17 protein-coding genes are annotated in these 26,991 nt (G+C 57.6%); 10 read left to right on the forward strand and 7 right to left on the reverse strand.

The window, feature by feature from the left end; translation table 11 throughout:
• Positions 1-249: 249 nt before the first annotated feature.
• The 4 genes from HMPREF2625_RS00230 (at position 250) to HMPREF2625_RS00245 (ending at position 2,622) form a co-directional block, all read left to right on the forward strand.
• The gene (locus HMPREF2625_RS00230; protein ID WP_070520311.1) at positions 250-762 is read left to right on the forward strand and encodes a muramidase; all 513 of its coding nucleotides are present in this window, start codon (positions 250-252) and stop codon (positions 760-762) included.
• A gap of 70 nt (positions 763-832) precedes the next feature.
• The gene (locus HMPREF2625_RS00235; protein WP_048752744.1) at positions 833-1,213 is read left to right on the forward strand and encodes a hypothetical protein; all 381 of its coding nucleotides are present in this window, start codon (positions 833-835) and stop codon (positions 1,211-1,213) included.
• A gap of 105 nt (positions 1,214-1,318) precedes the next feature.
• The gene (locus HMPREF2625_RS00240) at positions 1,319-1,822 is read left to right on the forward strand and encodes a lysozyme family protein (protein WP_070520314.1); all 504 of its coding nucleotides are present in this window, start codon (positions 1,319-1,321) and stop codon (positions 1,820-1,822) included.
• Between the two features lie 218 nt (positions 1,823-2,040).
• The gene (locus HMPREF2625_RS00245; protein ID WP_070520316.1) at positions 2,041-2,622 is read left to right on the forward strand and encodes a hypothetical protein; all 582 of its coding nucleotides are present in this window, start codon (positions 2,041-2,043) and stop codon (positions 2,620-2,622) included.
• A gap of 206 nt (positions 2,623-2,828) precedes the next feature.
• Here HMPREF2625_RS00245 and HMPREF2625_RS00250 read toward each other — a convergent pair whose 3' ends face one another.
• Positions 2,829-3,893 carry a zinc-dependent alcohol dehydrogenase family protein gene (locus tag HMPREF2625_RS00250; RefSeq protein WP_004006357.1) on the reverse strand — a complete coding sequence of 355 codons (1,065 nt, stop codon included), beginning with the start codon at positions 3,891-3,893 and terminating at the stop codon, positions 2,829-2,831.
• A gap of 700 nt (positions 3,894-4,593) precedes the next feature.
• Positions 4,594-4,995 carry a SulP family inorganic anion transporter gene (locus HMPREF2625_RS00255; RefSeq protein WP_004006358.1) on the reverse strand — a complete coding sequence of 134 codons (402 nt, stop codon included), beginning with the start codon at positions 4,993-4,995 and terminating at the stop codon, positions 4,594-4,596.
• Positions 4,996-5,121: 126 nt separating this feature from the next.
• Between HMPREF2625_RS00255 and HMPREF2625_RS00260 the strand changes: the two genes are divergently transcribed.
• Positions 5,122-5,799, forward strand: a complete 678-nt coding sequence (locus HMPREF2625_RS00260) for a hypothetical protein (protein WP_070520319.1) — start codon at positions 5,122-5,124, stop codon at positions 5,797-5,799.
• A gap of 39 nt (positions 5,800-5,838) precedes the next feature.
• Here HMPREF2625_RS00260 and HMPREF2625_RS00265 read toward each other — a convergent pair whose 3' ends face one another.
• The 5 genes from HMPREF2625_RS00265 to HMPREF2625_RS00285 all read right to left on the reverse strand — a co-directional run bounded on the left by HMPREF2625_RS00265 (position 5,839) and on the right by HMPREF2625_RS00285 (position 12,654).
• Entirely contained in the window at positions 5,839-6,711 is an 873-nt protein-coding gene (locus HMPREF2625_RS00265) for an anchored repeat-type ABC transporter permease subunit (RefSeq protein WP_070520322.1), read from the reverse strand.
• Positions 6,708-7,613, reverse strand: a complete 906-nt coding sequence (locus tag HMPREF2625_RS00270; RefSeq protein ID WP_070520325.1) for an anchored repeat-type ABC transporter ATP-binding subunit — start codon at positions 7,611-7,613, stop codon at positions 6,708-6,710. Before HMPREF2625_RS00270 ends, HMPREF2625_RS00265 begins: the two co-directional genes overlap by 4 nt.
• Positions 7,606-8,649 (reverse strand): choice-of-anchor M domain-containing protein, encoded by a 1,044-nt coding sequence (locus HMPREF2625_RS00275; RefSeq protein ID WP_083295573.1) that lies wholly within the window; start codon positions 8,647-8,649, stop codon positions 7,606-7,608. The genes HMPREF2625_RS00270 and HMPREF2625_RS00275 overlap by 8 nt, the downstream gene beginning before the upstream one ends.
• 65 nt (positions 8,650-8,714) lie before the next feature.
• On the reverse strand, positions 8,715-10,391 hold the full coding sequence (locus tag HMPREF2625_RS00280; RefSeq protein ID WP_070520328.1) for an anchored repeat ABC transporter, substrate-binding protein: 1,677 nt from the start codon (positions 10,389-10,391) through the stop codon (positions 8,715-8,717).
• Positions 10,381-12,654 (reverse strand): TIGR03773 family transporter-associated surface protein, encoded by a 2,274-nt coding sequence (locus tag HMPREF2625_RS00285; protein WP_070520331.1) that lies wholly within the window; start codon positions 12,652-12,654, stop codon positions 10,381-10,383. The genes HMPREF2625_RS00280 and HMPREF2625_RS00285 overlap by 11 nt, the downstream gene beginning before the upstream one ends.
• Before the next feature lie 145 nt (positions 12,655-12,799).
• Between HMPREF2625_RS00285 and HMPREF2625_RS00290 the strand changes: the two genes are divergently transcribed.
• The 5 genes from HMPREF2625_RS00290 to HMPREF2625_RS00310 all read left to right on the forward strand — a co-directional run bounded on the left by HMPREF2625_RS00290 (position 12,800) and on the right by HMPREF2625_RS00310 (position 26,990).
• Positions 12,800-15,679, forward strand: a complete 2,880-nt coding sequence (locus HMPREF2625_RS00290; protein ID WP_246826552.1) for a choice-of-anchor M domain-containing protein — start codon at positions 12,800-12,802, stop codon at positions 15,677-15,679.
• A 240-nt stretch (positions 15,680-15,919) separates the two neighbouring features.
• Positions 15,920-17,872 (forward strand): serine/threonine-protein kinase, encoded by a 1,953-nt coding sequence (locus tag HMPREF2625_RS00295; protein ID WP_246826553.1) that lies wholly within the window; start codon positions 15,920-15,922, stop codon positions 17,870-17,872.
• A 170-nt stretch (positions 17,873-18,042) separates the two neighbouring features.
• Entirely contained in the window at positions 18,043-21,222 is a 3,180-nt protein-coding gene (locus tag HMPREF2625_RS00300; RefSeq protein WP_070520337.1) for a 1,4-beta-xylanase, read from the forward strand.
• A gap of 1 nt (position 21,223) precedes the next feature.
• On the forward strand, positions 21,224-22,579 hold the full coding sequence (locus tag HMPREF2625_RS00305; protein ID WP_070520340.1) for an ABC transporter substrate-binding protein: 1,356 nt from the start codon (positions 21,224-21,226) through the stop codon (positions 22,577-22,579).
• Between the two features lie 79 nt (positions 22,580-22,658).
• Positions 22,659-26,990: an FtsK/SpoIIIE domain-containing protein gene (locus HMPREF2625_RS00310; RefSeq protein WP_070520343.1), complete on the forward strand. Its 4,332-nt coding sequence runs from the start codon at positions 22,659-22,661 to the stop codon at positions 26,988-26,990.
• Position 26,991: the final 1 nt, after the last annotated feature.

Below are 26,991 nucleotides of genomic sequence, written 5' to 3' on the forward strand. Positions count from 1 at the left end.
AGAAACCATCAAAGATTTGCAGCGCTGGCTCAAAGTGACCCAGGATGGGCTCATGGGCTCGCAGACTATATCTGCACTTCAAGCGCGTTATCACCTCCCTCAGGATGGGGTATTGAGCGAGGAGTCTCCCACCATTAAGAAGCTTCAGTCAGAGCTTATCGCGGTTACCTATGACTAATTCAACATACTGAAAATACATCGGTTACCCGATTTTTCTCCGCAATTTCTATATATGTGAGGAGGATAAAAATGATGAACGAACATTCTGGTATTTCTCGCCGTAAGCTGTTGCGTACCACCGCTATTGGTGTTCCCGCTGCTGGTCTGCTCGCCTTTGGTTCGACCTTGGTAAACGCGACGAGTGCGAATGCGCTTGAGGTTGATGGTTACTGGGGTACGGAGACGACGGAACTTCTCCAAAGTGTCCTTATGCAAGGGGTTCTTGGTCAGAGCGATCTTCTTCCTTTTGGGGATCCTTCGGGGACTATTTCTTCTCAGCCAATATCACGTGCTGAGGAGAACCCCGGTCTGGCTTCAGGCTGGCAGTGGGTTTCCGATGAACAGGTGAAGGGTTCAGGTACTATCGCTAGGTTGCAGCGTGAAAAGCTGGGCTTCGAGAAAGGCGATGGGATTATTGGTCCTCAAACGATTAGTGCTTTGCAGACCTGGCTTGGGCAAACCGCTGACGGCGTGCTTGACGGACCTTCGCCGACGATCGAGGCTCTGCAAAACTATCTGAACTCTCAGGCAATTGAGGCCTAAAAGATAAATTATCGCGAAAATGGCGTGACATGTTCTCACCTCGTATGTGGTGATGTGAAGAAGGGATATTATGACTCTCGAAAATACCGATCTTTCTCGCCGTAAGCTGCTGCGTACTACCGCTATTGGTGTGCCCGCTGCCGGTGTGGTTGCTTTGGGAGCGAACCTGGTGATGGCCCCAGCTGCGAATGCAGAGACTGACTTGGGTGCCAAGATGAAAGTAGAGTCTGAGAAGCTTCAGGAGAAAGCTCAGAGGGCTAAAGAACTAGCAGACAGCTTCGATCTTGATGCCGCAGCATTTGATGATCCTGCCCTTGAGGCTGCTGTCAAAGATATCAGCGGCCAGCTGCATGATGCTGCTCAAAAAGCCGAAACGTTGGCTCAGCAACGAGCCCAAGAAGCTCAGGCATCTGAAGATGCTGATCGTGAAAATGCCAGCCGCTTTCAATAATTCGCAGCCAATTGTGTGAGGAAGCGAGATTGGGGCTCGTGGACTTTTGACTGGTGCCAAGATCGCTTCAAACTTTTTATAAGTTTTAGTTGAGGAAGGAGTATTATGACTCTCGAAAATCCCGGACTTTCTCGCCGTAAGTTGTTGCGTACTACCGCCATTGGTGTGCCCGCTGCAGGTATGCTCGCTTTCGGCTCGACCCTTGTGACCGCAACGAGCGCGAATGCTCTTACAGATGATGGTTACTGGGGCTCCGAAACGACGGTTGAGCTGCAGAAGCGTCTCAACAGCATAGCTGCCGTAAACTCTGCGGTGGAGGGCGGTCTTTCCCTCGATGGGCAGATCGATAGTCAGCCCGCATCCCAGTCAAGTGCTAATCCCGGTTTGACGAGCGGTTGGCAGTGGGTTTCTGACGATGCCGCCTCCGGCTCAGAAACCATCAAAGATTTGCAGCGCTGGCTCAGGACGGATGTTGATGGTTTGATCGGACCCTCTACAATCAGTGCTCTGCAGAGCTGGTTGGGTCAAACCGCAGACGGGGTTCTTGACGGTCCCTCACCGGCCATTGTTGCGTTTCAGCGCAAGCTTATTGAAGGTAACTACTCTTAAGGCGTGAGAACCTACACAGCACACAGTCTGTAACCTGCTCGACAACACGGTAGTGCATAACCGTACCCTGACTAAAAAACGTGTTCAGGTGAGTTACGGTTAAAAACTACCAACCGGTTTACCGGTTTCGCATCATGAGGTGCGGCGTTGGCGCTTATCCTAATGGCGCTGACTCTGCACCTCATGGTGTTTTAACACCGCATAAATAAGGAGGACATATGACTGAACTGGGTACCTCACGCCGCCGATTCCTGCGCGCAGCCGCTGTTGGCATTCCCGCTGCGGGCGCGCTCGCGGTTGGTTCGACTCTGACCGCTCCGGCTGCGAACGCCGCGCAGGCTTCGTCAACCCCGTCGAATCAGAACCAGAACCCCGAAGCTCAAGGCGCGGCAACCAACGCGCAGTACCTCAGCGAGAAGGCGAAGAACTTCCATATTCTGCTTGATATGTACAAACAGGCTGGCGACGCGGTAGACGCAACCCAGCTGACCCAGGAGGCGCAGCGCATCCGGGGTGCAGCGGACGAATCAAACAGCCCGTTCCCCAGCAGGCCCGTCTCGTGGGCTGGTGTTCAGCTGGAACGGGACAGGATGCAGCTTGCCGCCAAGATCAACTACGCCGCCATGCGTGCCGAAGAGTTAGCCGATGAGCGTACCCGCGCTGGCGGGGGAGTGCCGCAAGGTCGGGATGCGGTGCGCCAAGCTGCACAGAGGCGCGTGATCTATCGTGTGCTCAGCAGCGCATCCCGAGACACTGATGCGCTGGTGACCAAGCTCGAAAACCTGGCAAAGGGTCGGTAAAGCAACGCTCGTCGTGAGTAGATTCCTGCATAAAAAGGCTCTTTATTCCAATAAAGATGGGGAAAACCCGCTTTATTGGAATAAAGAGCCTTTTTACAGTGCGCAACCCCCGGTAAACATGGCTGGCTCCGGGAAAGAGAACGAAAGGAACCCCTCCGGGAAGGACGGTAAAGAACCCGGAGGGGTTAGCTTAGGGGGCTTACACCCTACTTCTTAATCGGTTCGCGCGAGATAACAACCTTCACCGCGTTATGCTCGGCTGCGTTTGCGAACAGGTCGTATGCCTCCTCGAACTGGTCGAAGGTGAAGTAGTGGGTTGCCATCGCCTTTGCGTTCAGGCGGCCCGAACGCACCATATTCAGCAGGTTGCCCACGGTGTTGCAGTTCACCAGACCCATGTTGATGTTCACGTTCGAGATCCACATGGTGTTAATCGGCAGCTCTACCGGCTTGCCGTGCACACCCGCGTTCGCAATGTTGCCGTAGGGGCGCACGATCTTGGTGCAGGTCTCGAAGGTCTGCGGCACGCCCACAGCCTCAATCGCCACATCCACGCCCAAACCATCGGGGGAGAGGGCCTTAATCTTCTCGATAAAGTCTGGATCGGCGGCGTTTACCTTATCGGTTGCCCCCAGTTCCAGCGCCTTGTTCATGCGGTTATCGTCCATATCGACGGTAATCACACGCCCGGCACCGCACAGGTTCGCCGTCATAATTGCGCCCAGACCCACCGGACCTGCGCCGATAACAGCCACCGTATCGCCCGGCTTGGTGTTGCCGTTGAGAATACCCATCTCGAAACCGGTCGGAAGCGCATCCGTGAGGAAGAGAACATCTTCGTCGGTCAGTCCCTCGGGAACCATGTGAACCGACGTCTCAGCGTAAGGAATGCGCACATACTCAGCCTGGGTGCCGTCAATCATGTACCCGAAAATCCAGCCGACACCGCCCACGGTCTGGCAGTGCGAAGGCTTATTGTCCTTACAGTATGAGCACTTGCCGCAGTTCGTGACCGCCGGAATAATGATGCGGTCGCCAACCTTCAAATCGGTGACCGCAGAGCCGACTTCGGTAATCGTGCCGATAGCCTCATGACCCAGGATGCGCCCTTCTTCAACCTCGGGAACGTCACCCTTGAGGATGTGCAGGTCGGTGCCGCAGATGGTGGTGGTATCAACGCGAGCAATGACGTCGGTGGGTTCAAGGATGGTGGCGTCTGGAACTTCTTCCCAAGCTCGCTTGCCTGGACCGTGGTAAACAACTGCCTTCATGGTGACTCCTAACTGAGATTTTATGAGGGGCTGTAGCTACAGCGTCATCGCTTATAGTCTCAACCTATCAAGGGTTCTTTATAGGTTGTACCTTCATTAAACCGGAAAAATCCATAACTTCCTAGATGTTACGCAGATTACATTTAAGGTTATGGTGACTGTAAGAATGGCAGGCTTATGCGCGATGCGCTCTATACCGCGAGCAGGTGGTTTAGGTATGCCTTGGAAGTCGAAAACAGCCCTACGCTCATGGCCTCAGCCGTTGTTCCGGACTATATCTGTGCTGTATAGTTAGGGCAGTGAGGAACCCATACTGGCAGGGCTGGGTGCCTCACTGCGATGGCGTTCATCAACTAGATTTACCAGTTGATAACGTCTACTAGGTTAGCAATCGCCCGGATCACGCGTGCTAGTGCATTTAAGACACGCGCGATGTCACGGGCGATTTTGCTTTGCCTCTTCGACAATCCGCCAACACCCCCTTCCGCTCATCATCCCTCACGACTAGGTTCAGTACATAGCGATTCGTGGGGTGTAGCCGCGGGGGCAGTACAAGCTTACCTAATTAAGTCAGGTTTAAACGTGAGCAGGTGGTTTTTGGTACGAGCAGGTAAGATTTTCTTACCTGCTCGACCAAAAACCACCTGCTCACGTACATGCAAGAGGGGGAGCGATACAGCACGGTACCGCGCCTCATAGCTTAGATACTTGCGCTATGACCCACCTTCACGTGGCTGTGGCGATCACGTTCCGCATCGTGATAATCCGACTTGAAGCCCTTGAGCACCACCTCAATATCGTTTTCCTTCGCATAAACATTGGAGAAGTCCTCAATCAGCTCCAGCACATCGCTGGCAATATACGAAGAGTTCTCGGCGTTGATCGTGACCTTCGAACCGGGGCGAATATTCTTCAGCGTCTTCTTAATAGCCGCCTTGTTCAGGAACGACACCTCTTCCGCCAAATCCAGCGTAATTTCGTCGGCCTCTGCAAGCTCCTCACGGCTGAGGTAGTAGGCGCGCTTCATATTGCCCTGCAGCACGAAGAAGATACTGATCGCCAGACCAATACCCACGCCCTCCAGCAGGTCAAGGGCAACCACGGCATCACCGCGCGGTGCCGGTAAAAGCCCTCATGGGCGGCAGAAAAACACGACGATAAACGCAGAGCCACGCGCCTCGTAAATGGTAGGGTGGTTGCTAAAAATAGGCTGCATATGGGGGATAGCATGGCGGACAACTACACATACCGGGATATTGCCAGCGGTGAAGCATTCCGCGAGCACCTGGGCTCACTGGGCTGGTCGAAACCACGCAAAAATCAGCCCGGATTCACCCAAGAATACGGTGAAGACCTCATATTTCGGGCTGCTTTTCTCTACGCAACATTCAACCATACGCCGGGGAACTACAGCGGCATCCCGGCGTTTTATGTGATGTCTAAAAAATGGCGTAAAACCCTGCGAAAAATATCGGCACACCTCGATCAGCCTCTTAAATCTGTGCCCTCCCCGCATGACGGCGATATGTACTTTATAAGCGTTGGCCACCCCCGCTACCACGAATTTGTAGATCACGAAGCGAGAATGACTTACCTGAGGTCCGACGGGACACTCAATATAGAAGCACTCACTCGTTTCAGCACCGCCGCTCATCGGTTCATGGAAACCTTTGATCTGGCGGACTATGTGGCGCTCACCGAGCAGGAGCTGCAGCAGCAGCGCCTCGATACTGTGCTGCCGGATGTGCTCGGGTATTTGTCCGTAAACACGATGAACGACCTGCGCGATGAACTCTACCGGAACGTGCACGCACATCTTACCGACCGCAGCGCCACGCTCTTCGCGGATCAGCACGTGCTGCGCCGCCGGTGGGATGTTATCGCAGACTATTTCTCGCTGACCTGACAGGCGATGGTGAGAGCCTTGAGACGGGCGCGGCAAAGCCTAAACCGGCAGGGAATGGGCGGTCTCAGGAATGCGCCTGGCCCGCTGGCGCATCCAGGTGAACACCCACACCAGCACGAAAGCGGCGACCATCGTCAGCACAATCGTGCCGCCAGTCGGCAGGTTAAACGCCCACGAGAAGTACAGCCCCACCGTCGAACACAGCACGCCGAAAACCGGTGAGAACAGCATCATGGTGCCTAAACGGCGGCATGCGAGCCGCGATGCGCTGGCCGGAACCACAATAAGCGCAAGCACCAGCACATTCCCGAGTGTCTGCAAAGAAATCACCACGGAAACCGTCACGAGCACATACAGCAAAATATCCAGCCACAGCACCGGCAAACCCAACGCGCGAGCACTTTCACGATCCAGGCTCACCGTCACCAGCTGTCGATGAAATAGCCACAGAAGCAGCAGAATCCCGGCGGACATAGCCGCCGCCTGGGCAATATCGCCGCGTGAAACCCCCACAATCGAACCGAACAGGAAATCCTGAATCGACCCCGAATACCCCGGTGCCAGCGAAATAATCACAATACCCAACGCGAACGAACCGGCAAAGAAAATACCGATTACCGAATCCTCACGCAGCTTCTGGTTCTGACTAAAAATAGCCACCAAAACCGCCGTGATAACGCCCGCGATCAAGCCCCCGAACACCAAGTTGCCGCCTATAACGAACGCAACCGCCAAGCCGGGAAACACTGAGTGGGCAACCGCATCGCCAATAAAAACCATGCCGCGCATCATCACATGGCACCCCACCACGCCCGTCACCAAAGAAGCCAGCGTCACTGCGGCGAGGGCACGCGGCAGAAACGCCAGGGAAGGGTTGAAAAGGTCAAACAGGAAATCGAGGGGAGTAATCATGCCGCTGCCTCCTGCGGGGTTACACGATGACCGGCAGGATGCCCCTGCCGGGTGCCGCCTGCGCCCGGAACGCCAATCTTAGGCGATGGGCTTGTGCCCGCGTTTCCGCCTTTACCTGTGCTTTCACCCTCGCCCTCAAGTTCGCGCCCGTGCACCCAGGCGTAAAGCTGCTGCGGCGAAAAATCCTCGGCTTTGCCGTCCAAACTCAAGGAACCGCGCACCCCGCACAGCCGCGAACAAGACTCCTGCGCCGCCACAATATCGTGGGTAGACATCAGAATCGTCACGCCCTCGCCCGCCAGCTGCCGGTACAGCTTGGTGAGCGCGGATTGGGTGGGCGCATCCACCCCCGTGAAGGGCTCGTCAAGAAGCAAAAGCGCCGGTTCAACCGCGAGAGCACGCGCCAGAAGCACCCGCTGCCGCTGCCCGCCGGAAAGCTCTCCGATGGGACGGTTCTTCAGCGGCATTAAATCCGTGCGTTCCAAAGCGTGAAAAACCTTGACCCAATCCGCAGTTTTAGGGCGACGAAACCAACCGATCTCGCGGGTTCGCCCGGTCATGACCGCATCCTTGACGGTGATCGGGAAATCCCACTGAAACTGGTGCTTCTGCGGCACATAGCCGATGCGCGCCCGCGCGGTGCGCGCAGTACTGCCCAGCACCCGAATACTCCCCGAAGCAGGATGCAGCAGCCCCATAATGGCACGTAACAGCGTGGTTTTTCCGGCACCGTTCGCCCCGAGAAGACCCACAAATTCGCCGGGGTTCAGGGTGAGCGAAAAGTCCCGCAGCACCGCCCGCCGCCCGTACCCCGCATAGAGGTTCTGGATGCTCAGCGTCGGATTTTCACTCCCCGTCGCAGGGTCGTTTTTGGAGCCTAGCACGGTGGTACCTTTACTCATCCCGCGCACCCTTTCCGCTCGTCATGATGCGCTCGGCCTGCGCCTGCGCGGCCTTATTGCGGCGCATCATGAAGAGCCCTGCTGCGGCAAGTACCGCCACAGCCCCCGCGCCGAGCGCCACCGGAAGGGCAGGGAACCCGCCGGATGAGGCCCCCGGACTATCGGAAGCAGCCGCAGAGTGCGCGCCCTCCGATTCGCCCGCCAGCGTCTGATCCGCGGCTTGCTGCGCCAGAGCGTACACCTCATCCGCAGTCACCGAATCCCCGATGGCGAACTTCATATAGCGGGTATCGGAAACAACCGAACCATCCGCAAGTTCCGCACGAGCCGTCACCTTCAGCAGATAGGCGCCGGGCTTGGTAAACACCCAATTGGCGTGGGTATGCGTGTTCTTCTCAACCCATATATCCTGCGGCTCGTGCTTGGACGAATCCCACAAAACCTGCGGTTTCGAGAAGTTCCCGTTCTCCAGGTACAGCGTGAACTGCCCCGGTCCCTGAACCTGCTCTAGGGTGAGGGTGACCCCGCGCGGGGTTTTCTGCACAAGCCCCGGATCCTGAGTGGTCCAGCCAGGCCAGACGACCCCCTTCGTTTCGGTCTGCGGAATCACATACACCTGCTCGCCGGGCTGTGCACCCACAAACGAATAACGGTCATCGTCAGGAACCTGGCGTAGGGCCGCATCGGAGCCGCGGTACAGCACATCATCCACGCTGCGCCAGATGGGTGTAGCGGCATGATCGTCATGGATCATGAGCTGAAACTTACCGTCGGTAAAACGCGGGCCCATATCAACATGCCCGCTCGAAATTTCGGTGCGTCCCGTGCCCACCGGCTGCTCGGGCGAGAGCGTTTGCTGCAGAGCCTTCTGCTCTTTGCTGAGGTTATCGCTTGTGGCTGCCGTGCTTGACGATGCACCCGGCGCGGGCGTGTGATCGGCATATGCCGGATTGGCTATAGAGGCTGTGAGACCCACGCATAAAGCGAATGAAATAACCTTCTGACTAGTTTTTATTCCAAAAATAGAATATTTCATGTATGTCTTCTTCCTCAACGTTGATGGATGTATATGCATATGTGGCTATGGACGAGAATACGACTTCACCGCCCAACCGCTCGCTGGATAGTATGTGCGTTAGCGCGCATCATATCCGCATAGTGGGGTGCCTCATCATCGAGCGAATCGGAATATAAGGTACCCACCTGAACCCCGTTTTCATGGGCGACCTCACGCAAAACTGGGCTTCGCATGCGAGTATTCCGATCGAGGAATATAGCCGGTACACGCAAATCCCTGATAGTGCGCTGCAGCCGCTGCCGCTGTTGGATGCTTGGCTCACTGCCCGCCACCGGCGTCACAAATCCCGCCACCGTCAGCCCATAAGTACTTGCCAGATAGCGGTACCCGTCATGGGTGGTAATCAGGTTTTTCGAGGCTTCGGGCAAAGATGCATAGATGCCGCGAATCTCCCAGTCCAGCTCATCAAGCTCGCGCATAACACGCTCGGTATTCGCCGTGTACAGGCTGGTTCCGGGTGGGTCAGCTTCGGCGAGAGCATCACGCATGACCTGCGCGGCCGCCTTCATATTTGGCACCGAATGCCATATATGCGGGTCTATCTCGCCGTGCACATGTTTGCCGAGCACCGCCTGCGCCAGCAAATACACCTGCCCCCGATGCTCGCGCGAAGACCCCCTCAAGAACCCGTATTGGCCACCCGCAGGAACCTCCTGCAGAGTGCGCGAAGGAACCGCAATGATCGTGCGAGCCAGGTCGTGTTCGGTGACTTTCCCGCCGCTATCGGCGCGAATTACAAGCCGCCCCGTATATGCCTGAACGGCTATATCCGCATGTCCGGAGGCTAAAACGGTCGTATTTGCGCCCAGACGAGAGGCAGCCTCGGCAGGGTCCTCACCCACCACAACATGCAGTGTTCCCTGCGCCTGCCGCACCCCCTCGGGTGCGTTGCGGGGCGTTGCCAGAACATCAAGTTCGTACACACCGGCATCCGCAAAAGCCCACGAAAGATGCGTATGCGCCTGCAGCGGAAGCTCCAGCGACCCCATATCGCCGGTACGCACCCTCACACCATCCTGCGTGGATTCCTGCGTGCCGCGCGCCTGAGAATCGCACATCATCTCGACCGCGCCGAAGGTCTGCGTAATAAACGCCGCAACCTGCCCGGGACCCTTCACCCGGGTAACCGAAAACGCGACCGAAGCATCCGAATCTGAGGGCGACTCAGCGGAATGGCTAGCGGATGCGCCCGAAGGCTCGGTGCCCTCAACGCGCAGTCCCAACCAGATAGAATCCAGCGAGGCATCCTCCACCACGGGTTCAAGCTTGCCTCCGTACTGCTCAATCCTCTCGGCAACCGCAACCTGTGCCGAACCCTGCGGCAGGTTAGAGCTCACCATCGCCGCCATTTTGCGCTGTTCCAGCAATAGACCGTTGGTGAACGCCAGCCGCGCGTAGGCGACATCGCGCACATCCCGCAGGCTCGGCTCATAGGAATGCGGGTCTGCGCCATTGGGAATGAGGGCGTGTACCCGCGCACGCTCGCCGCCAACAGCACGCGCCACATCCGCCAAAATCGGGGTTGTCGCCACCACCTGAAGACGTCCGTCGGCATCAAAACCTGAGGACGTATTCTGTGCAGTGCAGGCGCTTAACGCCGCGCAGACGGGCAGAAAACCCAGGAAAGCGCGGCGGCTGAGCGGAACTTCGAGTGAGCGCTGCGGTGTGCAAGACTGACGGCGTGAACCTCTAGAGCTCATGACGTTTGCGGCGGCGCACGGTGTATACGATCATGCCTCCCAGCGCGACGGCAAGCACAGAGGTGCTGACCATAAACGGATTAAACCCTGCCCCGGTGTTGGCGAGCTTCCCGGCGGCAGCGGTCTGCTGCGCGTCCTTTAGCTCCTGGTTGGTGAGGGCGCAGTCCTTGCCCGAGGCGGTCTTGCCGACAATGCGCACCTTCGTGCCGTCCGGCTTCGTGACAATACCGCTTGCCGCATCCACGGTGCCCCGCTGGGATTGCTGTTCGGCAGGTTTATGAGTGGTCGAGTTTTCGGCGTTCTCAGGCGCGTTCTTCTCATGATGCGCGGGTGCGGGGTTTGCCGGATTATCGGCATTACCCACCGTAAAGTTCAGGGTCGATGTGCTCTCGACGGTCTGCCCGTTCTTCAGATGCACCTGCCAACCGATCGTCACCCGGTAGCGGCCCTCAGCGGTAAACACCCAGTTGCTGTGTTGGTGCGTATTCAGTGGAACCTGAAATGAGCCGCCACGAGAATCGAAGACTTTCTGACCGGCGGATCCGAAATTGCCCGAAAGGAATACCGACATTGATCCGGGGCCGTCGAATCCCTTCAAGCTCATGGTGACCGGTCCATCGGCCTGTTTGAGAAGTTCGGGATCCTGGGTACTCCACCCCAGCCACGGCACGCCCGCCTGCTGGGTAGCACCAATCATGTGCACGGTACTTCCCGCGGGGGCAATATCTTCCATGCCCGCCGGGAATTTCAGCTTCGCAGCATCGCCGAGGACGAACTCTAAAGAGCCGGGTGACACATGTTTAGGTGGGCTGAACCGATCATCTTTGACGGCAGAACTCAGCGTGGAACCGTTCAAGACCGGACCAACGTCAAAATGCCCCTCGGTAGCGCGATCCGCCGCGGCATGATCCGCAGTCGTTACCATCGGCAGAGTGCCGGGAATATTTGCCGGGCTTTGGGTGCTTCGTGACTGCACGGAATCCTTGACGACAACCTCGGTCGGAATGCACTTCTCGGATTCGGTTCCGGGATAAGACCCGCCGCGAGAACCCGAAGACGGCGCGGTATTGCCCGAAGCCCCTGAACCGCCAGAACCCGCACCCCGGACGGTCGGCGCGGTAACATTCTGGGCATTTGACCCGTTAACCGTGTGGTTCGGTGCACTTGCATTCTGACCGGCTTGTTGCGGTGCCGGGGCGGGCGCATCGGGCGCGGGGGCATCGCCCGTTGCAATCTGGGGGTTGGGCGCCGCATCCGCTGAAGATTCAGGCTGAGCCGGGGCGGCTTCCACACTCGACGAATCTTGATGCGCGGGCTCGATCACCTGATGCTGCGCGCGGGAATTACCCGCGCCGTGATCTTCCTCTGATGAGCGCTCATTCGGGGCGGCATCCCGATGCGCCTGCTCACCGCCTTCCTCATGCTGCGGCTGAGCGGCAGCTGATTCGGCGGAGTCCTGCGGGTTTTGTGCCCGATGCCCCTGCTCGAAAATATCCTGCGGAACTTCGCCCACCACAACGGTGTAGGTCGTCTCAGCGTGAACCTGCGTGCCGTCCGCGAGCTCGGTGCTCGTGCGGAAGGTGAACCGGTAGGTTCCGGCGGCGGTAAACGCCCATGCGGCATGCACATGAGAACCCGCCTCAAGCTCGTAGGGTGCTAGCCGATCCGCCGTGCTGAACATGCGCGATGCCCCGGACAGGTCCTCCTGAAAGACCTCGGCGCGTGCACCTTCGGGAACCTCGCTTTTGACGAGTTCAACCGTGATCTTATTGTTTTTCAGAGCGCCCTGCGGAATGTTTTCGGCACTAAAGCTGGGGTAGAGAAGCCCATCAGTATGCTTCTGCGGAATGTACCAGATGGGGGTGCCTTCGGGGGCAATGAAATCATATCCGGCGGCTACGCGGGTTTGGGACTGATCGTTGGCGGGTAGGTTGAAAACAGTGGTGGAGGGGTTGAAAAGGCCTTCACCATTCTGCGTTTCGGCCTTGGAGTTTAGGGCGAGTTTTCCGTTGTGAAGCTCTGCGTTGAGCAGTTCGGTGTGCACGCCGCGCACGATGTAATTCCCGGTGTAACTGCGCGGTTCTGCCTGTGCTGTACCCGCGCTGTGTTCTTCGTGTGCGAGCGCCGCCGGTGCCGTGTTGAATGCGGGCAGGGCAGGGGAGAGAGCTAGTGTGCATCCCAGGGCGGTGGTTCCGATGATGGTAAATGTTTTTTTGTGGCTGCGTTGTTCTCGCGGCGGGGTTTGCGGGGCGGATCTGCGCATAGTTTTCCTCCAACGACGGTGTGGTGTGTGAGTTCACGACGCATCGGCGCGTGTGATTATGAGAATCACTATACATATCTATTTTGATTATGACAATTATTCTCAATTAGTGATAGGCTGTGTATGCAAAATGAGAAAGGTTGTCATGTACACGAAATACACACATCGTCGTGCGCTGAGTGCATCCCTTGCTCGTATTTCCGCAGTAGCTCTGCTGGCTCTCGCTGGCGCATCGCCTATGCTCCCCGCGCATGCGGGACCCGACGACGGGCGCATTATTACTACTCAGGGCCATGTTGATGCCCCGAAAACCTACTGGGAAAACGGCGGTTTCGCACTCAAAAACGAAGCAAACCCCTATAAGACCGGTGCCGATCTCTACGACCTCGATAAGACCGTCAACTGGGTAGGGAAGGGATGGGATGGCCGCAACGGTGCATCCCAATACACTTTGACCCTCACCGATTCACCTAATCTGCGTTTTCTGGGCGAACCCGGGCAGACCCTCTACATGGCGCCCACCCTGACCTGGGGTAATCACGATCCCATCTGGGCGGGGCTGGGTTCATCCGTCAAAATCCCTACTGAAAACTTCCGTGACGGCATTTATGCGACCGATATTCTCTCGGTTGAAGGCCCCGGCCGCATGGAGCTTTTTCGCTACAACCCCGATGAAGGACCTGCGGACGTAAACCGCATCCTATCAAGCACGAGTACCGGGTGGCACTCCTGGCTGCTCAGCAAAGGAAGCCACACGCATAACACCACAACCTTCACACGACCCGGGCGCTATGTGGTGACCTATCGCACGGTAGCGCGCGGCACGGACGGATCGATCATCCAATCCCCGCCGCAAAAACTTGTGTGGCAGGTGGGTGGGCGTAAGCCCATTCTCGGTGACGGAACCCCGAACGCGGTACCGACCATTGACCGCTACAATGCTGCACCCGTCGGGAACCTGGACTTAGCCAAATACGTGCTTTCCGTGGCACCCCATAAGCTCGACCCTGACCTTGCGAAGAACAAGGATGCCGACGATAAACTCAGCGACATCACCTTCACCGCAGCCGATAAAAACCTTAGTGGAACGTTGACCCTGTACAACAACGGGTACTTCCTCACCGACCTTGAGGTAAAGAACGGCACCGCCACCTGGAGCGAAATGATGGGCGGCGAATCCTCGCATCTGCAGGCTGTCTTCACCCCAAGCGGGAACGAGGGCGCGCGATGGATTTCGCATAAGCTCGCCTATGAACCCGGGCACGCCGAGAGCGTATACAGCGACGACGGCACTGGAGACTGGCCCGTTGAAGAGCCCGATGGGCGCAATACCGTGCTTCCTACCGCTCAATACACCCCCGCCAGCGGCGACTACACCGTACGCACCGTGCCCTCCACGCAGGAAGGGTACCGCACGCTTGAGGTGACCTTCGCCGACCCTAACGTTCGCGGGTTTATCCGGGGCGGATTCTACGCCCCCAACGACTACGAATACCCCAAATTCGATATAGAAACCACGATCGACAACGGGGTAGCGCGCTTCACCTATCGGGAAGACAGCTACTTTGAGAACAGCGAGCTTATCGTGAAAGTGCTGCCGCATCCCGATATGAATGCCCGCACTTCACAGGTGAAACTCACCCAGAATTATCAGCGCGGCGGCGATTACAGCGCCACGGGAACACTGGGTGCGGATGCGCCCGCCGCAAACCCCCAGCCGGGCGACTCGCACACCCCGGAACCCCAGCCAAGCCCTTCCGCTGATCCGAGCGATCCCGGCACCAACGATGCGCCGCCCAGTGCATCCCCCGCCCCGGCGGCTCCCGAGCAGCCGAGCGCAAGCCTGACTCCCTCACGAGATGGGGATGCACAAAACACGCAAAACCCCGCACCGAAGGCGCCCGCCCCCATGCCAACCTGCGAGGCGGGGAAGATCGACGGCCGCTATAAAATCGGCGACGGGCACCTGGACCTTCAAGCACAACTGCGTGATAACCGGCTGGAACTGGGGCTCAAAGACGATAGCGGACTCATAGATGCGGACTCGGTGGTGCGCCCGCTGGATACCGTGGTGTGGACCGTTAGTGATCGTGCCCGCCGCAGCCGCAACGAGCACATGAACTCGCCCAAACTCGACTTTATTGGACCGGTCGGAACTGCATTTTATGGGCTTCCGCAAACCCAGATGCGCGGGCTGCCTTGGCCCGGGTACAGTACCCAGGATGTGGACTACAGTAGGCTCGACGGCGGCGTAACCCTGCACGTTGTGCCCCGCAGCATGCCGAAGGGCGCGCGGTTCGGTGTCTTCACCGAGTCGCTGACCGGCCCCGAGGTTCTGCTGGATTCGACCAAAAATCAACATAGTATATCGATTGACTACGCAACCCACGCGCACGCCAACTGGGTGTTTACCGAGCCTGGGCATTACATGTTTGACGTTCAGTACACCGCAAAACTCAAAGACGGTACCGAGATCACAAGTAAAGTCCAGCATCTTGCCGTCGCCGTCGGGGATGAGGCAAGCAACGCATGCTCCTTTACCGCAGCGCCAGAACCGGGCAAGGGCGCAAACGGCGGTTCATCCTCAGGGCAGAAGACCGGGCAAGACTCCTTGGCACGGGTGGGTACCCCTCAGGGTGCCGTGCGCGTTCCGGATGCCTCGGCGGATGCGGCGCATCCGCACAACCCGACCGAACCGCAGGATGCCTCGGCAGCCCCGCAGAACGGTACAGAGGGCACGAACCCGCAAGGTTCTGAGCAAGCGGCGAACCCGGGAACAGCTCAGAGGGCGGGTACCCAGGCTGGTACAGAGAACGGCACGGTCACCGGATCGTCAGGGAACGGCGTATCGGGCGGTTCAGGTTCGGGCGCATCCGGCGTAGTTCAAGGGGCCGCAGGAGGCGGTGCATCCGCGGGCTCGAACGCCCTGGCACATACCGGATTTGCCGTGATTCCCGTGGTAATCGCGGGCGTTGCGCTTCTGGGCACTGGTGCCGTTTTGGTGATTCGTCGTCGGCAAAAGTAGCCGCAGCGTAAGACACCGAACACGCATCACGCCTTATGACCTCACCATTTTTGCGAAAACGGTGAGGTCATAACCGTTTAAGAGCGTGTTGAGCAGGGGTTTTGGCGGGTAGAGCGCCAAGAGCGCCATCCGTTTTAAATCCCCGCTGACCGTGAGCAAAAGGCTGAATCTTGCGGATGCGCCGGTTACACTAGGTATAGCCGTGAGACCTACCCGAGCACTAGAGCGTGAGGAGCAACCGTGGACGATGCAATAACCGGCATGCGCGAAGGAGCGCCGCTAGGATCTGCCTTCACGCTCATTCGTGCGGTAGGTTCCGGCACGGTCGGCACCGTCTGGGCGGTCTCACGTAAAGGCTCATGGGCGCTGTATGCTGCTAAATTCCTCAAGCCCGAGTACCACAAAGACAGCGAATTTCTTGAGCGGTTCGTGCGCGAACGCACCGTGCTCTCGCAGCTGCACCACCAGTACATCGTGCCAATCGAAGACATGGTGGTTGAGGGTGACAACCTGGCGATCGTCATGGAATACCAGCATGGCGGAAGCGTGCGCGAGTTTTTGCAGAAGCAGAAGAACCTGCTGCCCGGCGAGGCCTTCGGCATTGTCGAGCGCGTGCTTTTGGCGCTGGAATACGCGCATCGTGCCGGGGTTTTGCACCTAGATATTAAGCCCGATAACGTGCTTTTATCGGGGCATTACGGCGATGCCCTCGTGGAGCAGGTGCGGGTTGCCGACTTCGGTATCGCCACGCTCATGGGGCAGACGGAGAGCCAGGGTTTTTACGGTACGCCCGCCTACATGTCGCCCGAGCGTAAAGCCTATGGAAGCTCGGATTCCTCAGCCGATATTTATTCCGCCGGTGTTATGCTGCACGAGCTTCTGGTCGGCGCCGTTCCGCTGGTGGATGCGGATTCTGCCGTTCAGATCAGCGATCACCTTCCCGAGGATGTGTGCACCGTCCTTGAGAATCTTATGAGCCTATCGCCCAAGAACCGCCCGCAGGCCGCGCAGGCTGTGGCGCAGGTTCGGGCTCTGCGCAAGAAATACCAGGATGCTGACCGGTTCGAGTATGAGGAACGTGCCTCAGAAAACCAGAGCACCGGTGGTCGTCAGCGCACGGTTATTCGCGGCGGCGAGCAGGCACCCGCTCAAGCCGCGTCGGATAACTACAGCACCCAAGTACCCGAACTGGGTGAAGCCTCGCATCAGACGATTATCCGCCCGGTGACCGAGGCGCCGGTTGTCGAAGAGGAAGAAATCGACGAAGAATTTGAGAATGAGCAGCCGAGAACGGTTGCCTCACAGCTCAAACGCCCGCTCGTGTGGGGGTCGATATTAGGTATTTTGGCGCTTATTTGCGCGTGCGTTTTCGTCTTTATCAACAGCTCCGGTGAGAAGAAGCAAGAGGGGCCAAAAGAGCATTGGACCGCATCCTCAGGCACGAATTCGCCCCTGCCGAGCGGTTTAGGCACCCGCCTGGAAGCCGACTATGACCCGTCTTCTCATACGGCGACCGTGAAATTTGAGTACTCGACGCAAAAATCCGGGCTGCACGGCGATATTCTGCAGGTCATTCCCGGACTGAGCACCGATTCCTGCCCGCAAACCACATGGAACCAGGCGAGTGAGGCCGAGGAGATCCGCAAAAATCAGGCCGCTATTACCGGGCTGGATACGAAATGCGCCTGGAACGTGAGTAACCTTAAGATTCCGGCGAACTCTGCCGTAACCATGAGCGCCAAGGTCGATATCGATATTCCCGATCAGAAGAGCCTCGAAAAATGGCTGGGCGAGATCACCAAGAAAACCCAGACCGCCATTAGCGACCCGGACGTGAAGTCGGCTTCGTACCCCATTCAGCGCATCCAGAAGATTGAGGTGCAGGTGCCCAACCGCGTGGTTAACCAATCGGCGGTACCGGTTACCCTGCTGCCGGTGTGGCCCAGCGGCAAGGATGACCTGAACCCGCTCATGAAGCTGCCGCAGACCGGCACGCCCTCCCAGGCCATTACCTCGCTGGCGCCGGACACGGGCGATATCGCCTTCACAGACGGATGCTCCGGTCACCTGTCGATTTCAGCGGATCAGAAAAATGTGACGGCCCTATCAGTTGCTCCCCAGTGCAAGCTCAACGTTCAGGTGGGTAACTTCACAAATCTGCAAAGTAACGCTTTCAGTATTACATCACGGTAATTGAACATCTGTTGATCGTGCGACAGAGCGTTAAGATTGGCATATTTCCCGCACATTCTACTCATAGCGCGGTAGAATACCTTTAAGTTGCCTCGAACGGTTTACTCAACGCCACACACATACGATGCAACATTACTGTCCATAAAATCAGCCACCTTCCGGAGTGCCATATGTCTACACGCTTCGACGCGTCAGAATCCCGGCTGACGTGGAAGAGCCGCTGTGTGCGGGTGCCTTTAACCATCGGGGTCATTGGCAGTTTGCTCCTTGCGGCATGCTCCTCGTCAGACCAGCAGAATAGTGATCCTACCTCGCCCGGGCAGACGACCCAGCAGAGCGAACAGCAGGTGCAAAACCCCACGCACGTGCTGCAGAACGTGAACCTTAAACTTGCGAGCAACGGTAACGTTTCTGCTATTGACACCAATAATATCTATGTCAATGAACAAGAGCACAAGAGCTCCAGCAAAACCATCAACTTCAAGGTCAAGGACGTTATTAACGACGTCCCGGTGCGCGTCAGCACCCAGTACCAGAGCTCCAAAGGTACCGGTACAAACCTGAAAGACCTGAACGGTTACTCCGGCGAGCTGACTATTAAGGTCACCGTCGAAAACCTTACGCTCAAGTCCCAAGAGGTAAGCTACGATGCGGGCGGCACCAAACGCACCAACCAGGCGCTCGTCGGTGTTCCGTTTACGGTGGCAGGGTCGGTTTCACTCGATAACGTGAAATCCAACCAGATCATTACCTCCGGCGATAAGACGGACGACAGCGCAACCAACGGCGTGATCAGCACGACCGGGGACGGCAAAGCGAACGTGCAGTGGGGCGCGATCTTGGCGCCTCCGACCTCCGGGGCGAGCACATCGTTCACGCTGAAGGTGAATGCGCAGGACTTCAAGGCACCCGATTTCGATATCGCGGTTCAGCCGGGGTTCGCCTCTGACCTTTCGGGTGAGAGCGTGCTCAACAACAGCTTCAATAAGAACGACGCCAACCAGGTTGCGATGCTTCAGCGCACTATCGACTTGGTGAACAATGTCGATTCGACGATTACCAGTGCCAGTTCGCAGGTGAACGAACTGCGCTCCAGCCTGGACAACACCTCGGACACCCTGGGCCAGGATGCCGCGAAAAACCTGCAGGCTAACAGCGAGAGCCTGACCAAACGTATGGCGGAGCTTGACGGGCAGATTCAGTCCCTCAAGGATGACCTTGCCAAGACTGCTGACGGCAACAAGAACCAGCTCATCAGCCAGCTGGAAAGCACCGTGAACACGATGGATACCCTGCTGGGTGATACCTCGCAGGTTCCGAATGTCTCGGTTTCGCATCAGAACGGGTCATGCACCGTCGATCGCGGTGCAGCCGGAGGCGGATCGAGCGTATACGGCAACCTCGTGCAGCTTTCCCAGATTCTCAACAACTATGCCGATGCCAGCGGCGATTGCCAGCATGCCCTCGCGGACTCGCTGCGCCAGACCATCGGGCCGGACAATCCCAGCCCAGAGGTCTGCCGTGATGGATCTTCGGTCACCTGCTCCCTGTACGGTGCTTCGGTCACCTCGCAGGCAAGCCTGATTGGCCTCGTCGCTAATGGTGAGAAGCTTGTGAACGAGCTGCAGCCCGAGTACCTCAAGGGCGCCAACAAGAACTACCGCGCCCTGCGCGGCGAGGTAGACAACCTGACGAAGTACCTGCAGAGCGATGAAGGTAAGAAAGCCATTCGAGATCACCAGCAGAACGGTGACGTCACGGAATCGCTCAAGTCTAGCCGCCGGTCGGTAGATGAGCTCAAGAAAACCTCGGATGAGCTCACCAAGGCGCTCAACAGCCTGCACAGTAAGGCCGTGGCGGCGCGCAACGACGTGAGCGGAAACTCGAACTCTATAGACCAGCAGAACGAAGATATCGCTAACGAACTCTGCAAGCTCTCGGTAGAAAACGGCGGCAAGCTCTCGCAAGAGGAAGTAGACCGCCTGCGTTCCTACCTGACCTCTACGCCTTGCGGTGAGACCCCGAGAACCCCGCAGCGCGATCAGAATAACCAGAACCAAGGCGATCAGAACACCCCGAACAATAACCAAAACGGGAACAACGGTAACCAGAACGACCAGAACCAGGGTCATCAGGATAATAACCAGAACACCCCCAATAACAACCAGAATGGTCAGAACGATCAGAATGGCCAGGGCGGTGCGCAGGTAACCCCGCAGAACGACCCGACTGAGAATGGCCAGAACGGCCAAAACGATCAAAACGGTCAGAACCAGAACACCCCGAACAATAACCAAAACGGGAACAACGCTAACCAGGGCGGCACCCCCGTAGTCCCGGCGGCACACCGATTTGCTGCCGACAAGCTCCAGGCGCCCGAAGGTTACGGGCAGGCTATGGACGAGCGCCTGAACAACCAGGCACGCGCTTGGGACGAGGTTATCAAGGAAACCGACCTGCAGAACCCGACCACCCCTCTGGCGCAGAACGCAAAGGGATTCTCCGACCAGGTGAACTCCCTGGACTCCGCGCTCAGCTCGGTTGAGAAGGCGTATGCGGGCGAAGGTGACGACCAGAACCGTGATCGCGATGATCGTCAGAACGATCCGAACTCCCTGGATGAAAAGCTCAAGTCGCTGACCAGCGCATCCGACGAATTGGGTAAGAATCTGGATGAACTTTCCAGCCAGCACTCCGAACTTTCGGAAGCTCTCAAGAACGCGTTCAAGGATTCGGCTGACGAAACCAGCAAGAACATCAACAACCTGATTTCGCAGGAGATCCGCCAGGTATCGGCTCAGGGTTCGGCAGGTGCCGATTCCATTCAGAATTCCTTCACCAGCTCGATCTACGGGCTGGCGGAAGCCTCGAACGTAATCGTGCGCGATGCCGGTAACTCTCTGGAAGCGCAGCGCCGTGACATTGCCGGTAAGGTTGAGAACCTCAAGGCATCCTTGGACGGGGTCACCCAGAGCTCCCTGGAACAGCTGGATGCGCGCACCGGAAACGCCAGCCGCGACCTGGCGGGTGCATCCGTGCTTCTTGCCGACGACCTCAACAAGGTTATCCTCGATTTGGGCGATAGCCGAGTCGATGGTTCGGGTCTGTTGGGCGCGTTGAAGACGAACGCCGCGAAAGCTGGCGCCGCTGACTTCCAGCTGGCCCTTGCCTCGCAGAACGCGCAGGGTTACACCAGCGTTCGTGCCGAGGATATTGCGGCCGTGCAGCTGCGGCAGGCACAGTTCAAGGCGTCCTTGGAAAAGCTCAAGTCCCTGCCCTCCTTCCACCTGCCTGACGGTGGTAAGGCCGAAGTGAAGGTGGTTTACACCTTCCACATTGGGGACATGTAGCGTGACCCCAGAGCCTCAGCTTGAGGAAGAACAAACCTCCCGAAGGGTACCCCTGACCATCATTGGCTGGGGTGCCCTTCTGGGGGTCTTGTTATTGGTTATCGTGGTGGCAGCTCACCTGCTGCGACCGGATATTCGACCTCTGCGCGCACCCGGGGATACCGAGGCGATAGCCCCCGTTGTTCCGCAGGAAATTACGCTGCCGAACAACAATAATCGCGACGCTAAGATCGGGATTATTATGACCTACGGCGAGGATGCGGAAGGCTCCGAATGGGTGCTCCCTGCCCAGGGTGCTGCGGTGGCTGCGCACCGTCTGGATCTTGGCAAAACCCCCGTTCAGCTGACAGTCGCTAACGATAAGGGAACTTCCGACGGGGCTCGTGATGCCGTCGAAAAACTCAAATCTGAGGGCGTTCAGGGGATTATTATTTCTTCCTCGGGTGAGCATATTAAGGGTGCGACGAACGCGGCTCGTGAGAGCAGCATCCCGGTAATTGAGGTTTATGACAGCGTAGATACTGGGCGCGGAGTCTGGAGCCTGGCGCCCAACCCCGAGCAGCTTTCGCAGGCGTATGTGCAGGCTTCGCAGCCGAGTACCCAGAGCATCGTGATAGCTCCCAAGGATACTGAGGTGAAGATTCCACAGGTTGCCGCCAAACATGCGTACGACCGCGATACCGATGTGCGTGAGCTGGCGCAAGACGTCAAGAAAGAGTCCCAGAGCTACGGGGCTTCGGCGAATATCTTCGTTTCGGGTTCGGCAATTCGTCAAGCTAAAATCGTCAAAGAGCTGCAATACGCCGGGGTGACGGCTCAGATTCTTTTGAGCCCGCAAGCCGTATCGCCCATTTTCGCGCGAACCCTTGTAGCTGAGGGCGGCACGGTCTCGGCAAACCTGACGACCGTCGGGTACAACATGTCAGACTCTTTGGCTTTGCAGTCCGATGACCCCGGGCGCGGACTCGCCGCCTTCCTCGAAGCGGTGCGTGTTATGGGTCAGGATTCATCCTACATGACCCTGCAGGATGACCAAGCATTCAAATCCGCTGCCCCCTATGCGGATGCGCGCTCCCACAATGCGGTGCTGGCGTTTGCCTATGCGATCGATAAGGTGCACGAACGCAAGCCGGAGGCGGTCACCCGCGTGCTGGAGAGCATGAGGCTCGATGCCGCTCAGGCAATTGCGGGCGACGCACTTGATTTCACTCATGAAAACCCAACGACTGCGCCCGTGCAGACACTCCATGCTACAGAGCAGAGTCTGGGGCTACGGCCCGAGCCGAGCAACGATCAGGAACCGCGCATCGTCTGGTTTGCAGAGCGTGGAACTCGAACGGAAACCTACAATGAATAGCAATTGACTAGTATATATTCCAAATAAAGAATATAAGATGCCGTCTTGTACAGGGCTGTGAGATCGTCAAAGGAACAGTATGCGAATCCAAATATCCCTCGAATCTTTTCAGAAAAGTATCGAACTCGATTCGTGGCAGGAGAACACCACGCTGCGGCAGATCGTCTACACGGCGGGCGGCCCAGAGATAGCCGCTGACGACCCGCTCTATGTAGACTCCCAGCCGGTCACCGGTGACACCACGATGGATACCGTCGTGCTGCTCGAAGGCAGCACCATCGGATACGCCCCCACGCCGGTTGCCGAACCCATTCACGGATGGTCCATCACCGTCGCGGGTGGGTTGCATGCGGGGCGCATCCTGCCCTTGCCGAGCGGTCGCGCCCTCGTGGCGGGACGTTCACCCCAAGCCGATGTTGTACTGGAAACCGAGAGCGCATCCTGGGAACACTTCACCGTCACTCAGACCGATGACGGGGTACTCGTCAAAGACTCGGGATCCACCAACGGAACCTATGTGAACGGCGCAAAACTGGGCGAAGATGGGGTAGAAGTAGACGACGAAGCCGTTATCTACGCCGGGGGAGTGGCATTGCTTGTGCGCCCGCAGCTCACCGAAACCCTGGCACCGCGCGCAGGATCGCTTCCCAACCTGACCCCCAGCCGCACGGCACCCTTCAACCGTCCGCCGCGCGCGGCGCTCATGCCCGAATCAGATACCGTCAAAATACCGAAGCGGAAGAATGTTAATAAGCCCAGCCGATTTAACATTGCTACGGTAATCGCACCGTTGATTTTTGCCGGTGCGATGGTTGCTATTATGCGTGAGCCTCGGTACGGGCTTTTTGCCCTGTTGAGTCCGGTTGCGGCTTTTGTAATGTGGATAGAGCAAAAATGGCGTTTTAAACGCGATAAGCGAGAAGAAGAAAACCGGTTCGAGAAAGAGATTGACGAAACCAAACAAAAATTTGAAGATATCTATAATTATGAACGTCTGCGTCTGCAGGAACTTGCCCCTGACCCCGCCAGCGTAGCCCGGCGCATCAAGCTTCCCAGTGTAGAAGTATGGCAGCGGCGCTTTACCGCGGCTGATTTTATGACCTTGCATGTGGGGTACGGGAACTACGCCTGGATTCCCAAAAACGACCTTTCGACAACGCAAGAGCCCGAAAAAGAAGTAAAAGACCTTCTCGATTCTTCTCAATTACGGGGTGTCCCAATGATTGCCGACCTCACTGACGCCGGTGTTATCGGTATCGTGGGGGATAGGGAAGGGGCCCTTGCCCTAGCACGCAGCCTCGTGATGCAGTCCGTGACCCACTGCGGACCCGCAGACCTCACCCTCGGCGTCTTCTTCGACCGCGGAAAAGAAGACGAATGGTCGTGGACCTCGTGGCTGCCGCATACCCGACAGAGTGGATCTTCCACGGGTGGCCGATGGATTTCGCAGGACTACGAGCACTCCACAGCTATGCTCAAGAATCTGCAGCAGAGCATCGACGGACTGCTCAGCCCCGGACTCATGCTCGTTATTGATTCCGAAACTTTGACTGAAGGGCGCGATGCACCCGCTCGTAAACTCCTCGGGTTTGGGCGCGGTATTAACGCACGTGAAATGGCTCGACGAGACAAGCCGGTCCATAAAGTTACCGGTATCGTAATCGCCTACTCTGAAGAGCAGCTTCCCGCTTCCTGTACCGTAGTTGTTACAGTGGACGAAGACGCCGCCGCAACCTTCTACGAACCCGAGAAACGCCGTACCGTCAACGACGTTATTATCGGCGGCATTGACCTTGACTACGCCACAAAACTGGCGCGGATGCTCGCAGAATTCGACGACCCCGAGCTCATCATCCCCGGTGCGGGTCTGCCCGGGCTGGTGCGCCTACCCGAACTCACCGGCATCGGCACGCCGCCCACCGCCCAAAAGATTATTAACACCTGGCAGAAATCCACCGGATACAGCACCGAAATCGGCGTTGGCGACCAAGGCGTATACACCCTCGACCTCGTCAAAGACGGTCCGCACGGTCTCGTCGGCGGTACCACGGGTTCGGGTAAGAGTGAATTCCTGCGATCCCTCGTCGCCGGTCTGGCGGCCCATAACGACCCCACGCGCCTCAACTTCATTCTGATCGACTTCAAGGGCGGCGCGGCGTTCAAAGCCTGTGAACGGCTGCCGCACACCATCGGCACCATCAGTAACCTCGACGAACAGCTCGCAAACCGTGCGCTGATCAGCCTCGAAGCCGAAATGGAGAGGCGGCAGCGGCTCTTCGCCTCCGTGGGTGAAGGCGTCGACAACATCATCGAATACCACGCCACCAACCCGCCAGAACCCATGCCGCGCCTGCTCCTCGTTATCGACGAGTTCGCCATGCTCGCCAAAGATTTCCCCGACGTGCTCTCATCACTCGTGAGCATCGGCGCCGTGGGCCGTACCCTTGGCGTGCACATGATCCTGGCAACCCAGCGGCCTGCCGGCGTGGTGAACAACGACATCCTGGCGAACACCAACCTGCGTGTTGCACTGCGCGTGCAGTCTAAAGACGACTCCTCCAACGTGATTGAGGTGCCGGACGCCGCATCCATCGAGCGCTCGCAGATGGGTCGCGCCTACATTAAATTGGGGCAAACCGACATCACCCCCATTCAGACTGCGCTGGTAACCGGGTACAGCGGCGTTGTCGAACGAGACCCCATCGAAATGCGTTCAACGAGCGTTTTCGGCATTCCGTCGGCACCGCGTGCCCTGCCGAAACCAAAGAAGACCGATGCGAACGACCTCGACAACCTGATCGACGCTATCGTCGAAGCCAACCACGAGCAGCGCTATGCCCCGCCCCGCAAAGTCTGGCCCGAAGCCCTCGGCGATAACCTGCCGTTGAACGGATTCGAGAAGCCCCTTTACGGGATTGACGAGCCCGCACCCGCAGATGGTGACACTCCGATTGTAGGTACCGTTCAGGGCAGTACCGTCTTCTTCGGTCTTGCCGATATACCCGAAGACCAGGTTCAGGTACCCGCCGGTTGGGATACCAACGTCAGCAATATGTTCCTCGTCGGAACTCCCGGTAGCGGCACTAGCACCGGGCTTGCCTCCATGGCTCTTACCCTCTGCCTGAACACACCTCCTGATCAGTTCGATATGCTCGTTCTTGACTTGGGACCGGGCTCTTTAGCCCCCTTGAAAAACCTGCCGCATGTGAGCGCCTATGTGGGTCCCGGTGAAGGTGCCAAGGAACGTCAGACCAGGTTCTTACGGCATCTTATGGTTGAGCTGGAACGCCGCCGCTCCAATCCGGCTAATACGCGTAAACTCATTATCCTTATTGACGGCTACGGCACCCTGCGCGACGAATTCATGGAGTACACCGGAACCGACTATCTGGGAGCTTTCCACCGCGTATACTCCGAAGGGCCTGCCTTAGGAATGCACTTCATGATGGCGACAAGTCGTTTGAAGGGAATTCCTGCCGTTGTCAGCGACGTAACCCAGCAGCGCTGGCTTTTCCACCTCTCCGATTCCTACGACTACACTACTTACAGGATTCGAGGAACCGACATCCCAGCCGCTGTGCCCGGACGTTGCGTCGATAGTGATACCATCCGACAAATTCAGGTAGCAATACCGCAGATGAGCCTTGACGATGCCGTTCAGCAGGTCGTGCAGCGTTGGGGTACGGTCGATAAGCCCGATGTTATTGGGCAGCTGCCTTCCCTGGTGCATCGTTCCCAGCTAGGTGTAGAGCCAGTGATTGGCGGAGAAAACTGGATTATTCCGGTGGGTATTGCCGAGCATAACCTCAAACCAATAGCATTCGAGCTTTATGAAGGGGAAAGTGCGCTCATTGGCGGCTCACCGCGTTCCGGTAAATCGACCCTGCTCCAGGCTATCGCTGACTCCGTCATGAAACAGCGCGACCGCGGAGAAACGAACGCTCAAGTGTGGGTTATGTGCAGCAGGCGCTCGCCGCTGGCGCATCGTGATTTTGATCGGAAGGCTACGACTCCACAGGATATTAACTCCCTTGCAGCAGAGCTGGAAATTACCGAGGAACCAGTGCTTTTGTTGATTGACGATGCGGAACGTATTGATGATGCTGACCAGGGAATTGCTAATCTTCTCAAAGCGGAGTCCCCATTTGTCCGTGTCATTGCCTCGGGTAAGCCGGGCGAGTTGCGCACCATGTATTCGCACTGGACGAAGGCGGTGCGTAAGTCGCGTACCGGTGTGCTTCTGCAGCCGCATATTGACTACGACGGCGATATGTTCTCAATGACGCTACCGCGCCGTGCACCGGTGGCGCTTACCACGGGTCGCGGCTATGTGGTGTTGGGCGGTTCTGCGGTTTTGGCTCAGACCATGTGCCCCGACGACCTTGAGGTTCGGCCGAAAATGGCATCGTAGA

Source organism: Rothia sp. HMSC064D08, assembly GCF_001809525.1.
GTDB classification, from domain to species: Bacteria; Actinomycetota; Actinomycetes; order Actinomycetales; family Micrococcaceae; genus Rothia; species Rothia dentocariosa.

What these genes read in the sequence shown, in the direction of transcription:
- HMPREF2625_RS00230 (WP_070520311.1), top strand. Translation starts at nt 250, where the DNA reads ATGATGAACGAACATTCTGGTATTTCTCGCCGTAAGCTGTTGCGTACC.
- HMPREF2625_RS00235 (WP_048752744.1), top strand. Translation starts at nt 833, where the DNA reads ATGACTCTCGAAAATACCGATCTTTCTCGCCGTAAGCTGCTGCGTACT.
- HMPREF2625_RS00240 (WP_070520314.1), top strand. Translation starts at nt 1,319, where the DNA reads ATGACTCTCGAAAATCCCGGACTTTCTCGCCGTAAGTTGTTGCGTACT.
- HMPREF2625_RS00245 (WP_070520316.1), top strand. Translation starts at nt 2,041, where the DNA reads ATGACTGAACTGGGTACCTCACGCCGCCGATTCCTGCGCGCAGCCGCT.
- HMPREF2625_RS00250 (WP_004006357.1), bottom strand. Translation starts at nt 3,893, where the DNA reads ATGAAGGCAGTTGTTTACCACGGTCCAGGCAAGCGAGCTTGGGAAGAA.
- HMPREF2625_RS00260 (WP_070520319.1), top strand. Translation starts at nt 5,122, where the DNA reads ATGGCGGACAACTACACATACCGGGATATTGCCAGCGGTGAAGCATTC.
- HMPREF2625_RS00265 (WP_070520322.1), bottom strand. Translation starts at nt 6,711, where the DNA reads ATGATTACTCCCCTCGATTTCCTGTTTGACCTTTTCAACCCTTCCCTG.
- HMPREF2625_RS00270 (WP_070520325.1), bottom strand. Translation starts at nt 7,613, where the DNA reads ATGAGTAAAGGTACCACCGTGCTAGGCTCCAAAAACGACCCTGCGACG.
- HMPREF2625_RS00275 (WP_083295573.1), bottom strand. Translation starts at nt 8,649, where the DNA reads ATGAAATATTCTATTTTTGGAATAAAAACTAGTCAGAAGGTTATTTCA.
- HMPREF2625_RS00280 (WP_070520328.1), bottom strand. Translation starts at nt 10,391, where the DNA reads ATGAGCTCTAGAGGTTCACGCCGTCAGTCTTGCACACCGCAGCGCTCA.
- HMPREF2625_RS00285 (WP_070520331.1), bottom strand. Translation starts at nt 12,654, where the DNA reads ATGCGCAGATCCGCCCCGCAAACCCCGCCGCGAGAACAACGCAGCCAC.
- HMPREF2625_RS00290 (WP_246826552.1), top strand. Translation starts at nt 12,800, where the DNA reads ATGTACACGAAATACACACATCGTCGTGCGCTGAGTGCATCCCTTGCT.
- HMPREF2625_RS00300 (WP_070520337.1), top strand. Translation starts at nt 18,043, where the DNA reads ATGTCTACACGCTTCGACGCGTCAGAATCCCGGCTGACGTGGAAGAGC.
- HMPREF2625_RS00310 (WP_070520343.1), top strand. Translation starts at nt 22,659, where the DNA reads ATGCGAATCCAAATATCCCTCGAATCTTTTCAGAAAAGTATCGAACTC.